This window comes from Longimonas haloalkaliphila (genome assembly GCF_055379825.1).
The window spans coordinates 3,669,521-3,684,146 of the sequence record NZ_AP043948.1 but is presented as its reverse complement, the minus strand read 5'-3'; the positions used below and the strand labels follow the sequence as shown (position 1 = coordinate 3,684,146).

Annotated in this window: 9 protein-coding genes; 8 read left to right on the top strand and 1 reads right to left on the bottom strand. The window is 59.0% G+C overall.

The window, feature by feature from the left end; all coding sequences use genetic code 11:
- The first annotated feature begins 181 nt into the window (after positions 1-181).
- The 6 genes from ACZ48V_RS14445 to htpX all read left to right on the top strand — a co-directional run bounded on the left by ACZ48V_RS14445 (position 182) and on the right by htpX (position 11,049).
- Entirely contained in the window at positions 182-1,564 is a 1,383-nt protein-coding gene (locus ACZ48V_RS14445) for an RtcB family protein (protein ID WP_464540271.1), read from the top strand.
- Between the two features lie 683 nt (positions 1,565-2,247).
- A complete protein-coding gene (locus tag ACZ48V_RS14440) occupies positions 2,248-2,727 on the top strand; it encodes a DUF4783 domain-containing protein (RefSeq protein WP_464540269.1) in 480 nt (159 codons plus the stop codon).
- 376 nt (positions 2,728-3,103) lie between these two features.
- Positions 3,104-7,225 carry an ATP-binding protein gene (locus tag ACZ48V_RS14435; protein ID WP_464540267.1) on the top strand — a complete coding sequence of 1,374 codons (4,122 nt, stop codon included), beginning with the start codon at positions 3,104-3,106 and terminating at the stop codon, positions 7,223-7,225.
- Positions 7,226-7,373: 148 nt separating this feature from the next.
- Positions 7,374-9,146 (top strand): DUF885 domain-containing protein, encoded by a 1,773-nt coding sequence (locus tag ACZ48V_RS14430; protein WP_464540265.1) that lies wholly within the window; start codon positions 7,374-7,376, stop codon positions 9,144-9,146.
- A gap of 96 nt (positions 9,147-9,242) precedes the next feature.
- Positions 9,243-9,926 carry a Uma2 family endonuclease gene (locus ACZ48V_RS14425; protein WP_464540263.1) on the top strand — a complete coding sequence of 228 codons (684 nt, stop codon included), beginning with the start codon at positions 9,243-9,245 and terminating at the stop codon, positions 9,924-9,926.
- Positions 9,927-10,215: 289 nt separating this feature from the next.
- Entirely contained in the window at positions 10,216-11,049 is an 834-nt protein-coding gene (gene htpX / locus ACZ48V_RS14420; RefSeq protein ID WP_464543143.1) for a zinc metalloprotease HtpX, read from the top strand.
- Between the two features lie 113 nt (positions 11,050-11,162).
- Here the strand turns inward: htpX and ACZ48V_RS14415 are convergent, their stop codons facing one another.
- The gene (locus ACZ48V_RS14415) at positions 11,163-12,470 is read right to left on the bottom strand and encodes an MATE family efflux transporter (RefSeq protein ID WP_464540261.1); all 1,308 of its coding nucleotides are present in this window, start codon (positions 12,468-12,470) and stop codon (positions 11,163-11,165) included.
- A 318-nt stretch (positions 12,471-12,788) separates the two neighbouring features.
- On the opposite strand from ACZ48V_RS14415, the gene ACZ48V_RS14410 reads away from it, so the two are divergent.
- Together ACZ48V_RS14410 and ACZ48V_RS14405 are read left to right on the top strand one after the other, a co-directional pair.
- A complete protein-coding gene (locus ACZ48V_RS14410) occupies positions 12,789-13,496 on the top strand; it encodes a response regulator transcription factor (protein ID WP_464540259.1) in 708 nt (235 codons plus the stop codon).
- A gap of 71 nt (positions 13,497-13,567) precedes the next feature.
- Positions 13,568-14,623 carry a PstS family phosphate ABC transporter substrate-binding protein gene (locus ACZ48V_RS14405; protein WP_464540257.1) on the top strand — a complete coding sequence of 352 codons (1,056 nt, stop codon included), beginning with the start codon at positions 13,568-13,570 and terminating at the stop codon, positions 14,621-14,623.
- The last annotated feature ends 3 nt before the right edge of the window (positions 14,624-14,626 follow it).

Here is a 14,626-nt window from a genome sequence, read left to right as displayed (position 1 = left end):
GTTGGGGATGTGAATTGATTTACTAATACGAGATGTAAGAGGGGTCTGTTTGCAGGAAGAAATGGAACACGTCAAATGTTACAGAGGTTAAATTAAGCCGTAGATATCTCGCTCACAATTATTTAAGTACGCGCATACGACGTTGTTTTTTGGCGATCGTAGCCGTGTGCATCCGATGTGTATGGACCGTTCTGATGTGGCGCAAATTGATGATTTTACGTGGGAGCTGCCGGTATCGGCCCACCCCGACATGCGCGTCCCCGTTCGATTTTTAGCCAATGAAGCGCTCCTGGAACGGATCCTTTTAGGGCCTACTGCTGATCAGATAGTGCACACCGCTTCGCTGCCGGGGCTGGTGGGGCACCTCATGGTTATGCCCGATGTATCCCCGGGTAAGGGAGCGCCTGTAGGTATTGTGGCCGTGTCGAAGTATCCGGTCGGGGCCATTGCGCCAGCCGCTATAGGGCGCGACATCAACACAGGGGTGCGTCTGCTGGGGTCGTCTATCCGCCTTTCGGATGTAGAGGACGATCTCGATGGATTCCACGACGCACTCTGCGAGGCGATTCCCTGTGGCGACGACGCCGAGGGATCGCTGCATCTCACGAAAAGCGAGGTGGACCATGTCGCGCAGTCTGGTGCACAATGGGCCTTGCGCAGCGACATGGCACGTCAAGATGATCTGGTACGGGCCGAAGAGGGGGGGCGCCTCAACGAGGCTAACCCCGACAAAGTGAGTGCTGCAGCGCGCGATGCCGGAAGCCGGCAGCTGGGCACGCTCGGAAGCGGGGCGCACTTTATTGAGATCGGCGTTGTCGAAGAGGTATACAACCGGGCTGCAGGGCTGACGATGGGACTTCGGAAAGGTCGCCTTACGGTTCTCATTCACTGCGGTTCGCGCGGATACGGGCGGCAGGTCTGCGATGACTACATCACACACTTTCAGGAAGCCGGCCCCTCGCACGACACCACGCCGCCAAGCGCCGATCTTGCTTACGTGCCCCTCGATGTGTCGGAGGCCGAAGACTACATCGGCGCGATGCGTGCCGCAGCCAACTACGCATACGCTAACCGCCAAGTGCTTGCCCACCGCGTCCGCGAGTCAGCCGACGAGGCCCTTGGCGGACTTGGTGACCGTCTCCGCACGGTCTACGATGTGGCGCACACGCTCGGCCATGTTGAAATGCACCAGGTCGACGATCATCATGTACGATGCTTTGTACACCGGAAGGGAGCGGCGCGGGCCTTCGGACCGGGCACGCCGGGCATCTCGCTTCCCTACCGTGCACTGGGGCAGCCCGTTATCGTACCGGGCGAGCGCGACGGAACGTCTTTCGTGATGCTCGCAACGCGTGACAGCATGCAAAAGAGCTACGGGTCGGCCTGTCATGGCGCCGGTCGGACCATCAGCGCCCAAGAACTGCCCAACCAGACCGCTCCTGCAGGCGGCGAGGGAGGCGTGCAGACTAAAGATGATGTCGAGGCAGTCGTAGATACCGTTGTAGGTGCCGGACTTGCCTCTAAGGTGGCGCGCATCCGCCCGCTTTCTGTCATTAGCATTTAAGAGCCGAGAGGCCTACAGAGAGGCTTCTATAGCGTTCGTGACGAAGGCACGCTACGAAAAGACATACAGCAGCCAGCAGTTGTAAGCTGCGCCACGGCTGCGTGGGGCACGAGCGTATGTTATATAAGACGGTAGTGTATCCTGCGATGCGCATGCTTCCTGCAGCGAACTGGTTGCCGGTTTTGCTGGAAGGGTGCGCATCCGTTCGTTGTACCCTGTGCGAACGTCGCAACCTCCTGATAGATGGAGAGCCAATGATCTGGTATATGCATGGCATAGTTGGGTATAGTCCTTGTAACTGCTTCAGGCACAGACGCTGACTTCTTTTTCCATGGGGTCCTCATTTATTTCCTGTCGAAAGAAGCACAGCTACACAGCACACGCAAGAAACGGTCTGCAACGCCAGCTATCAGCAAAGTTACCAACAAAGCGACGCCAGGGATAGCGAAAGATAGAACGGGCTGCATCAGCGCGTCTTTGGCGTTGCTCCATGCGTTCATGAACGGGTCCTGATGAAACGGGTCTTGATGAGCAGGTGGCGGGCTAACTTTTAGGTTGGTTCTACAAGTTGCAGGGGATGGTGTCGCAAAGTCTTGTTGCGGACATTTTTGCTTCAGACAGGAGCTACGTTTCGATGATGTGTGCGGTGCTTTCTTGTACCTTACGGTTGTGCCTCCACACCTATGCCACATCACGTTACTAACATACTTGAATCTGCGCGGACACTCTTCGTGTCGATGCTGTGCGGGGTCGTAGCACTTGGCTGTGCCTTTCCTGCGATGCAGGCGAAGGCGCAGGGTTCGCCTTCCCTTGATTCGTTGCATACCGAAACAGCCGTAGACCGGGTTGCATCGGCTTTTAAGAACGGTGACGCAGATCCCCTTTTTGGCGTGACAGCTGAGCGCATTGACCTGAATCTGCTGGGGTCGCGCTCTTACTACAGCCGGTCGCAAGCTTCATACGTCTTGCGCGACTTCTTTCGCCACCATCGCCCGACCGACTTTGTGATTGAGCGATCTGTTGAAGCCGACGCCAGCCTTTTTGTGATGGGCGTGTTTCATCACGACCGCGCCGACAGACCTGCACAGGTTATGGTTCGTTTTGAGCAAGGAGCAGAATCCTGGGTGCTACACGAATTACGCATTGAGGCTGACCATCCGTGACGCTGGCTTGAGCGATAGCTGCGACTGAGAGCCTGTTTTGATTTCTTAATTTGGGCTCCGAGCGGCGGCGCTGGACTGGGGCCGAAGGTCATGCCCCTGGTGCAAATTGCCCCCAATGTCGGCCCGTAGCCCCGGCTACGAACCGCCATCGGGGTCCAATTTTCGCCTCAGCGGCGCTCGCTCTCGCCTACAAACCAAAACCCAAACAGGCTCTGAGTGTGCACAGATACAACAGATACGCACAACAGGTACAATGGAGAAGACAGGCTTTAACATATAACGGAAGGCGGCGTATGCCTATCTGCGCACTGCGTGCAAACAGGCACAAGATTACGTTCTTGATTCCGTCTTCTGGCCTCTCATATCTTGGCGTCATATGCCTTCATTTTCGTCTCGATCGGTGGTATACTGGGCCGTGGCGTTCCTTCTTGCTACAGGAGGGGGCGTCTTATGGGTGCAGGATCACAGCATCACAGAAGAGCGCGTAGAGGCGCGCGGGAATGAGCATGTCGAGGAAACCCATCGCGCAATCGCAGTGCAGTACCATACGCTGCGTGAAGCCCTTATCGAGCAGGCCGAGCGTCTGGCGCGCGACTCTACAATCATTCGAGGGCTTCGCACAACCGAAAACACAACGCAGCGTCCGCCCGAGCTGGTTTCGCACCTCACCAGGCTTGATCTTGGCGAGCAGGAGGCGGTAGAGGTCTACTCGCCTACGCCTCGCCTGCTGGGGTGGAGCGGATTTAGCATGCCGCTCGATGCAGCACCTGACCACGAAGCTTTTCTACGCGACACACAGGTCGCTGTGGCTCATAAAGAGGGAGCCCAGACCGCGCTGGTTGTCTGGGCACCAATCCGCGTTGAGGGACGCGCACTCGGGGCAATACGCATGATGCGGCTCGTGCGCATCGACCCGCCGGTTCAAAACCGGTTTATTCGATCGTATCGCCTGAGTGCGCAGTGGGCCGCCTCCCTTCCCCTTCCTGTTGACGTAAGCTGGTACTCCGACCCCGCTTCCGCAGATCTCGCTGATGTGCAACGCTCCAACACACGTGCGCTGCAGAATCTCCACGGCGAAGCAATTGCACAGGTCCACGTCGTGCAGCCATCGCATGCGCAGCTTACACGTCTGGCACAGCAGCGCATCGGGGACGTTCGCAGTGCGCTGATACTCGCTCTCTTTGTCTGGCTGCTTGGCGGAGCGGCATACCAGTTTATACAGGCATGGACGCGTGCGCGGCGACGGCGAACTCATACGCTCTTCCCGCTCTTGCAATGGGGAGCGGTTCTCGTAGCGGGCATCATGAGCCTTCGCTATGTTGCGCTCGGGATAGACATGCCCGTACGGTGGATCGACGGCATGGCGGCAGGCAGCACGCTTTTCGATCCAGCAAACCTGGCATCAGGAATCGGCGGCGGTCTGATGCGGTCGATCGGTGACCTGCTGCTCACAGGAGGCGCGGCCTTTGGCATCGCTATAGTGTGCTTTGCGGTTGGACTCAAGCTGCGTCCGGTCTGGCCCAACAGCAGGTCGTGGCGTGAGCACCTACAAGAGCGCACGCCGGGCTGGCCGTCGCTGCCCCTTACCGCTGTTATCTGCATGGCGCTTCCCCTTATCGGACTCAGTGGGGGGCTGGCTGTTGCCTACGTGGTAGAGCGCGCGGTGGTAGATAGCACACTGAACTTTTTCGCACGCACTGGGCTCCTTGCTGAGCCGCTTATCCTGGTTGTGTTCAGCGGGCTTATGCTTCTGGTGGTCGGGCTCTTTCTGGTGCTCATCGCGCTGTGGTGGATAACCGGACGCCTGGTGCTCCATACCTGGCCTGACTACGGATCTGCTGCACTCGGGGGCCTAAGCAGCGCCGCCGCCCTGGCTGCTACTGCACTGCTCTTGTTCTTCGTAACCCCATCGAGCGTGGTAGCGCCACTCGTAGCTGCCGGGCTCCTGGTCGGCGCTGGCGGTGTAGCCCTGGCCGGTTATAGCTGGACGCACTACGGCCTCAACCAGCTTACGCTTAAGCACTTGCTGCCTGCAACCGTGCTTCTGGCAACCGCGCTCTACGCCATGCTCTACGTAGGCATGGACGTGCAGCGGCAGAGCCGAATGGCTGAGGCGGCTCAGTCGTTTGCGGAAGGGCGCAACCCGCGCCTCCTGTTTGCGCTGCAGCAGATTGTGGATGGCGTAAGCAATGACCTGAACCAGTGGGACCAGCCCTCCATCACGGCCGATAGCCTCGATGCCATTGCAACCGATGCCCTGCGGGGCTCGCTTCTCACTTCGCTTAGCCCGTACGAGTCGCGCCTCGTGCTCCTCGACTCGTCGGGCACGCCCCAAACGCAGTATGCCACCCCGGGTGTGCAGCCAGAGCGCGTTCGCCTCTCCCCTGAAGATGAAGAGATCTTCCAGCGGATGCAGACGCTCTATGCCATGCAGGGCGGAAGCGGACCGATTGCAACGCCGCTCCCCGACGACCTGAGCCGCGATCATCGCACGCAGGGCGGTGTAGAGTACGTAGGCCTGCAGCGCGTAACAGGCCCCTCACCCTTGCACTGGGTGATGGTACGCATCGAGTCTCGTGCTGGCCTCCTCGGAAGTGGACGTGACATCCCGCGTGTCTTTCTGCCCGATGGGTCGTACAGCGACCTCTATGCCGAGCTGGCGCTGGCCGACTTTCGAAAGGGCACGCTTCAGCGGAGTCAGGGCGCGGCCTTCGAGCAGGGACGCCTTCCCTTTCCCGTGCGCCAGCGGCTGCAAGACGAGTCGGCGTTTTGGGAGCGGGCCACCGACGACAGTCAGCGCTTCCTTACTTACTACCGGGCAGGTCCTGCAGAAGACCAGGTCGTTGCAGCGCGACTCCCGACGATCATGATCTTCGACCATCTCTACTACCTGTTTCGCATCACCGTGGCTGTGCTCGGGCTCGGAACGGTGCTCTACCTCATTGGACTGGCACTGCGCTACCGGTTTGGTCTGTTGCCCGCCGAGCGGGTCCGGTTTCGCGATAAGGTGCTTAGCGCATTTCTGGCTGTTGGGGTGGCCGCAGCGTTTGCGGTAGGGGGCATTGGCGTGCAGGTCGTGAAAGACGAGGGCGACCGCAGCGTGGAGCAGCGGCTTAACGAGATGCTCACGCGCATCGAAGAGAGCCTGGCCCTGGAAGCACGAAGCGGAGAGCGCATCTTTCGCACTGTGGAACGCATCGATATGAACGCGCTGTCGGTGCGTATGGGAACCGACCTCGATGTCTACGAAGACGGGCTCCTCACGGAAACCAGCCGCCCGCGTCTGGTGCGCGACGGGCTTGTAGCGCCCCGGCTTCCGATGGATGTGTACCGGGCGCTGTACCTGGAGCAGCGGCGCTTTACGACCGCGCAGGCCGCCATTGGTACGTTCGAGTACCGCGTTGGCTACAAGGCCCTGACCGACGATGAAGGACGACCACGCGTGGTGCTGGCCGTCCCTACACTGGCGCAGCAAGAGCGGCTTGAAGAAGAGCAGGCACGCACGCTGGCGTACCTGTTTGGCGCACTGCTCATGCTTGTTATCGTTGTTATGATCACGGCCTCGCTTGTGGCCAACGCGATCGCGCAGCCCATTGCGCAGCTGCGTGAAGGGCTACAGGCGGTGGGGGAGGGGCGCTTCGCCCGCATGTTGCCGGTGCAGACGCGCGACGAGATTGGCGAGCTGGTACAGACGTTCAACGACATGCGAGCGCAGCTGGCCGAGCAGCGCCGTCAGCTGGCGCAGCAGGAGCGCGAGATGGCCTGGCGCGAGATGGCCCGGCAGGTGGCGCACGAAATCAAAAACCCGCTCACCCCCATGAAGCTGTCGCTACAGCACCTGCAGCGTGCGTTTCAGCGTCGCCGGAGTGCGATAGCGGATGCAGAGGGTAAACACCCCGACTCCGATGCGTTTGCCGAACTGTTTGAGCGCATTACCAACACGCTCATCGATCAGATCAACACGCTCTCACGCATTGCGAATGAGTTTTCGTCGTTCGCGCGCCTGCCCACACGTGTGCTCGAACCACTCGACGTAAACGAGGTAGTGCAGGAAGCGGTGCAGCTCATGCGCGAAGAGGCATCTGAGGAAGCTATCATAACCCGGTGGCATAGCGAGCCGCTGGTCGTAGAGGCCGACCGTGAGGAGCTGCGCCGCGTATGTATCAACCTGCTCAAAAACGCGCTGCAGGCGATTCCCAATGAGCGCGACCCGCATATTCGCGTAGCGACCCGCCGTAAAGACGCTGATGATAAGCACCCGCACGGACGCGCTGAGCTCACAGTTAAAGACAACGGCATTGGCATTCCGACCGATAAGCGCGATAAGATCTTCCAGCCGAACTTCTCGACGAAGACGAGCGGAACCGGTCTCGGACTGGCTATTGCGCACAAGACCCTTCGCGAACTGGATGGAGACATCACGTTTGCGACGACGGAAGGAGTCGGTACCACCTTCCGCATCCACCTGCCTCTCACTGATGAGGCCGATACGTTGTAGCCAACACCACTGTAGCCAACACCACTGTAGCCAACACCACTGTAGCCGACACCGCCATAGAACAAACACATAGCTGCAGGCGCTGGCACAAAAGCCGGATGCTTACTATGTTGCGTATCCACCATTTACGCATCTGCCCTATGTTGCCATGCCCAATCCATTCCGCATCCCCCTGCCGCTTCTTTTGCTGCTGGCACTGGCTATACCCGGTGCGGCACAGAGTCCGGGCGATGCGCTCCACGACCTGTTTGATGAGGCGTGGCAGTACCGGCTGCAGGCCAACCCGCTCTTCGCGACCTCGGTCGGCGTGCACGCGTACAACGACCGGCTTCCAGAGGTGAGTGTGGCCGCCGCGCAGGCGGAGCGCGAGCAGGAGGAGGCGTTCTTGGAACAGCTGCAGAACATTGACCGCAGCGCACTCGACCGCGACGACCAGGTCAACTACGACATCTTTGCACAGGGGCTAGAGCGGCGTGTCGCCGAGCATGACTTCCGCACCTATCTGATGCCAATCAGCAATCGCAGCGGCTTTCACATCTCGTTTCCGCAGCTGGCCGACCGCATGCCGCTGAACACGGTAGCTGACTACGAGGACTTCATCGCGCGGCTGCAGGCGTTTGACCGCTATGCAGATGAGCACATCACCATCATGCGTACGGGCATCGAAGAAGGCTACGTGTTGCCCGCTATTGTCCTTGAGGATGCGCAGGATGCCATTACGCCGCACATCGTCGACGATCCTGAGGCGCATCAACTCTACGATGCATTCGAGTCGTTTCCAAGCCGCATCTCTGAAGAAGAGCAAGAGCGGCTGCAGGACGAGGGCAAAGCCGCTATTATGGAGGCGGTGGTGCCCGGCTACGAGGCGTTCCTGGAGTTCATGGAAGGCGAATACATTCCTGCATCACGCGAAACGATTGCCGCCGCCGACCTGCCTGACGGCGAGGACTTTTATTCGCATCGCGTCTGGTATTTCACCACCCTCGACCTGACCCCTGAGGAGGTCCACCAAACCGGGCTGGAGGAGGTTGAGCGCATCCGCAATGAGATGATGGAGATTGTAGAAGCGGAGGGGTTTGACGATGATTTTGATGGATTCGTGGAGTTCCTGCGCACGGACGAACAGTTCTATGCGGATACGCCCGAGGAGCTTATGAAAGAGGTGGCTTACGTCTTGAAGCAGATGGATGGCGCCTTGCCCGAGCTCTTCGAAACGCTCCCCCGCATGCCCTACGGCATTCGTCCGGTGCCCGACTACATCGCCCCGCGTACCACCACCGCCTACTACCAGCGCCCGGCAGGAGACGGCACGCGTGCTGGATTCTACTACGTGAACACGCACGATCTGGCGAGCCGTCCGCTCTACGAGGTGGAGGCGCTCTCGCTGCACGAGGCGGTGCCAGGGCACCACCTGCAGATTGCGTTGCAGCAAGAGCTGGAGGACCTACCGCCGTTCCGTCGCTTCTCCAGCTTTACCGCGTTTGTGGAGGGCTGGGCGCTCTACGCCGAGCGGCTGGGGCTGGACGTGGACGGCTTCTACGAGGATCCGTACAGCGACTTTGGGCGGCTCACCTACGAGATGTGGCGTGCGCTGCGTCTGGTGGTTGACACTGGCATGCATGCGCTGGACTGGAGCCGTCAGGAGGCGATCGACTTTATGGCGGAGAACTCGGCGCTGTCGCTGCACAACATCACCACCGAGGTCGACCGCTACATTGCTTGGCCGGGGCAGGCGCTGGCGTACAAGATCGGCGAACTGGCGATTCGCGATATGCGCGCCGAAGCCGAGAGCGCTCTGGGTGAGGACTTCGATGTGCGCACCTTCCACGACGTGGTGCTGGCCAACGGATCGGTGCCGCTGCCGGTGCTACAGGATGCGGTAGATCGCTACATCGAGCAGGCGCTTGCGGATGCAGAGTGACGTCGTGCAAGAGAGGATCTCTTGTGTGCCTACATCGTTTTTGCACAAAGTGGGTTCGAGTGATCTCATTACACACTTCACCGACCGTTCAGCGTGATGGCTACACCCCCTTCCGTATTGGCTCCGCTCCGTCTTAAAAACGGAGATCGGCTCACGCGTCATGAGTTTGAGCGCCGCTATCAGGCGATGCCGGGTGTTAAAAAAGCCGAACTGATCGAAGGAAAAGTGTATATGCCCTCTTCTGTAACAGCACGACAGCATAGTCAGCCTCATGCGTATCTTACCACATGGCTGGGTACTTATGCGATTCAAACTCCAGGCGTTACCGTACACGACAACGCCACTGTGCAACTCGACCTGGATAACGAGCCGCAGCCCGATGCCCTTTTGCGCATTGATGAAGGATGTGGAGGGCAGTCGCGCATCAACGAGGACGACTACATTGAGGGCGCGCCGGAGCTGGTGGTAGAGGTGGCACACAGCAGTGCGGCGTACGATTTGTACGACAAAAAGTGTGCGTACCGGCGCAATGGCGTGCAGGAGTACGTGGTGTGGCAGATTGCGGAGACCCGCATCGACTGGTTCCAGCTGGAAGGCGGGGCGTACAAGACGCAGTCGCCCGACGATGAAGGCTGCCTGCACAGCATGACGTTTCCCGGGCTGGTATTGGACGTGGGGGCGCTCTTAGATGACAACCCGGCGGCGGTGCTGGTCCGGCTAAATGAGGCGCTCGGCAGCGAAGCGCATCAGGCGTTTGTGGAGCGGGTGCAGGGCGCGTGATTAGCTTGCGTGTGGAGCACTCTTTCCCACGCGTGCGACCACTGCACGCAACAGGGCTGTAGCCTCTGGGCTGGGAGGAGACGGGTGGGCAGAGCATGTCGCTTCGCATCCAAAAAAAACAGGGCGTGTATGCAAGCAGATACAGGTGCTGTTGGCCTGGATAAACGGCACGAAGCCGTAACAGACCACTGCCATTTTGGCGTCATGATGAACTGCGGTATAGGGTTTGAGATTTAGGACAGGTGCACAATTGTAGTATCGTTCCTAATGCCTGTATCGTGTGACTATGATGGGCACACTTCGCACCACGGCCTTGATGGCCTTCCTGATTGTACTTTTTGCGCTCGTTGGCGGCGCTATTGGCGGTTCGGGCGGCATGACGATTGCGCTTGTAATTGCACTCGGGCTCAACTTTTTCAGCTATTGGTTTAGCGACTCGATCGTGCTGAAGATGCACGGCGCACAAGAGATCCAGCGTGCAGATGCGCCGGAGCTCTACGACATGGTAGACCGGCTGCGCAAGCGCGCAGATCTGCCCATGCCCCGGGTGTGCATCATTCCACAAGATCAGCCGAATGCGTTTGCGACGGGGCGCAACCCCCAGAACGGCGTTGTGGCCGTTACGCAGGGCATCATGCGCACGCTGAGCCGAGACGAGTTGGAGGGTGTGATTGCCCATGAGCTGGCCCATATCAAGAACCGCGACATCTTGATCTCATCGGTGGCTGCGACCATGGCGGCGGCGATCACGCTGCTGGCGCGCTTCGGCTTCTTCTTCGGCGGGCGTGACCAGAACTTCGTGAGCATGCTGCTGATGATGATTCTGGCTCCGCTGGCAGCGGTGCTGATTCAGATGGCTATCTCGCGCTCACGCGAGTACGTGGCCGACCGCGACGGGGCCGACATCGCAGGCAATCCACGCGGTCTGGCAAACGCCCTGCAGCGACTGGAGCGCGCAGCCCAGCAGCGTCCGATGCGCGGCGGAAGCGAGGCCACCTCGCACCTGTTCATCGTGAACCCGTTCTCGGGAGGCATGAACGGACTCCGCACGCTCTTTTCGACGCACCCATCTACAGAAGAGCGTATTTCCCGTCTGCAGCAGATGGCCCGATCGGGCACGTAACCGATAGAGGAGCGTGCGTGCTACAGCGTACATCCCGCGAGGCGCACGCCCTCAAATCGTTCAATAGCGAGCATAAACGCTACGCGGGCACGGCTTGCAACCCATCACACAGATTACGATTGCAGGGCGTGCCCGCGTGCGTATGGAAGGACCAGCGTGAGTGTGCGCAGCACCATGAGCGTGGTAATACCCATCCAGACGCCGGTGAGTCCCCACCCCATCGGCAGCACCAGCAGTAGCACCACGGCAGCTCCACCGGCAGAGAGCAGCATCGCCTTCGCCAGATATGGAAAGCGCTCGGCTCCCATGTAAATGCCGTCGCCCACGAACACGAATCCGTTCAGCGGCTGCAAGAGTGCTACAATCGGAAACACGGAGAGGATGGCGGCGATGGTAGCCGGGTCGTCTGTAAAGAACTGCGGCAAGACGGGCTGCAACAGGGCAAACCCGGCGCCAAGTCCGATACCCAAGAGCACCCCCCATCCGATGATTCTGTTCGACACGATGCGGGCGCGTTCGGGGGCACGGGCGCCGAGATGTTTTGCGACGAGTGCCTGAGCTGCTACGGCGAGCGCATCCACGATCAGCGCCATAAAAAGCCAGAGCTGGGCGGCGACCTGATGAGCCGCCACGGCGGTGATGCCCACGCGTGTAGCGATGGCGGTGGCGAGCGTCATGGTGCCGACCAGGGCCGCGGTGCGGGCAATGAGATCGCGCCCCACCTTGAGCAGGGGGACCAGGGTACGTGGAGCGGGCCAAAACCAAGACACGCCAAAGGCATCGCTTCGGGTCCGAAAAAGCAGCCAGAGAAAGGCGATGGCGCCGATCCACTGTGCGACAACGGTAGCGACCGCCGCGCCGGTGAGCCCCCATCCGAGTCCAAAGATAAGAATCGGATCCAGAATGAGATTGACCAGGTTCAGTCCGATCGTGATGTACATGGGCGTGCGCGTATCCTGATACCCTCGAAACGCGCCGTTTCCGGCTGTAATCAGCAGCACCGCTGGCCCCGCGAAGGCACGAATACGCAGGTACTCCAGCGCTGGATCGAGCAGTTCGCCGGTTGCCCCCATGAGACGCAGCAGGGGAACTGCAGCCAGTTGCAGGGTGACCAGCGCAACGGCACCAGCGATGAGCGCGAGAACTACTGCGCGTACCACGACACGTCCGGCCGCTTCGCGATTGCCGTTTCCTACATGGCGCCCTACGCGCGGGGTGGTGCCGTACGCAAGAAAGTTAAAGATAACGAACGCCATCGAAAAGAGCGATGCGTTCACGCCCAGCGCTGCCAGCGGCACGCGTCCGAGCTGTCCCACAAAAGCAGTATCGACCAACGAGACGAGCGGATCGGCAGCCAATCCGGCCAGTGCCGGAATAGCCAGTCTAAAGATAGCACGGTCGTCGTGGGTCCACAGGCGCATAAGAGACTACACGAGAGCGGTTTAGGGAACAAGCAGGTACAGGACGCGCGTGCACACGGAACGCGCCCCCAAAAGTTCAGGTGTTTAGTAACGACCTACAGAACGTTGACCTGACGTGACAGAAAGCTTTGATGCAGTCAGGGGATGTGAGGTGACATAAAACGGGTGTGAAAGGCGGAAGACAGTCAGAAACGATCAGAACCTGTCTCAAATTTCGTGGATTCGCTGCAATATGATAAAAGTTGGATAACAACGAAAAACACGTTATGCGGTACGGTATGACGTAAGCCCTATTGTTTAACAGTCCTCATTCTGCTTGTGACTGCGACCTCAGACGGCTCCCCATTGGTGCTTATAGTGGATGACGAGCAAGACCTGCTCAGCCTGCTAAAGTACAATATGGAGCAAGAGGGATTCGAAACGGCACTGGCCAAAGATGGGGTCGAAGCGCTTGAGAAAGCGCGTGCGCTTACCCCGGATCTCATCGTGCTGGATGTTATGATGCCGCGCCTTAACGGCATTCAGGTGTGCGAACAGCTGCGTAAAGATGCCCACCTGCGTACCACCCCCATCATGATGCTCACGGCGCGCTCCGAAGAAGACGACCAGGTGAAGGGGTTAGACGTTGGGGCCGACATTTACCTGAGCAAGCCGGTGTCTGTATCGGTAATTCTCAGTCAGGCGCGTGCACTGCTGCGTAGTGCAGAGCGCTACGACACGCCCCCCGACCAGCTTACGGTGCACACGCTCACAATTGATCGCGACCGCTACCTGGTCTACCAGGAGCAAGAGAATAATAGTTCAAAAGAGATGCGGATGCCGCGGAAAGAGTTTGAACTGTTGTACTTTTTGGCTTCGCACCCAGGAAAAGTATTCTCGCGCCAGGAAATCCTGGACAACGTGTGGGGCCCAGATGTGTATGTCGTTGACCGCACGGTCGACGTCCACATTCGGAAGATCCGCGAAAAAGTGGGCAGTGCCCTTATTGAGACGGTCAAAGGCGTCGGGTATCGTTTCAAAGAATAGACCCATCATACGGCGTCCCGTTTGCAGTTACCGCTAATACATTTTTTACGTTGACTCTATTTATGAAGCACATGACGCGCTATACACCCACCGTCACGGCCTGTATTCTTTCGCTCCTACTTGTTGCCGGACTTTCTGCGATGACTGGATGCGGAGGCGGATCTACAGACACGGTGCGGGTTGATGGATCGAGCACGGTCTTTCCCATTTCGCGAGCAGCTGTGAGTGACTATCAGGACGAATATCCGGGCAAGCGGGTCGTTGCCAGTAACAGCGGTACCTCAGCGGGCTTTCAGCGCTTCCTTCGTAATGAGACAGACGTAACAGGCGCATCGCGCCCCATTCGGGAAGATGAACTGAATCGTGCCCAAGAGAACAATGTGCGATTCATTGAGCTTCCGATCGGGTACGACGGGCTTACGGTGACCACGCACACCGGAAATGACTTCGTATCATGCCTGACGGTCAGTGAGTTGCGCTCTATATGGGAGCGCGGTAGCACCGTAGAGCGCTGGAGTGATATTCGCGACAACTTCCCTGATAAAGAATTACGCCTGTACGGACGGTCGCCAGCCAGCGGAACGTTTGATTACTTTACTGCAGCGATCAACGGCGAGCGCGGCAACGTACGCGACGGATACAACGCGAGTGACACCGATAACGCCGTTGTTCAGGGCGTATCGCGCGATGAAAACGGAATGGCATTCTTCGGGCTGTCATACTACGAAAATAACAGCGATGCGCTTCGCCTGATTGAAATCGACAACGAGCAAGGCGACGGGTGCGTCCGCCCGACGCAAGAAACAGTAGCCAATGGCATGTATCAGCCGCTGGCACGTCCCGAGTTCATCTACGTGAACATTGACCGCTTAGAAGCCAACCCGGAAGTGGAGCCCTTTGTGCGGCATTATATTGAGAATGCGCGCCGCTTTGTACGACAGGCCGAGTACGTGCCGTTTGAGGAAGACGTATACGAGCTGGTAATGGAGCGCTTCGAAAACCGCATAGAAGGAACGATGTTTGGCGGGGAAGGACCTACGATCGGAGTGCGCATATCAGATCTTCTGGAGCGCATGAATGCTGACGGCATAGGAGCTGAGGGAGCCGGGGAAGTCGACTCCGAATAGATC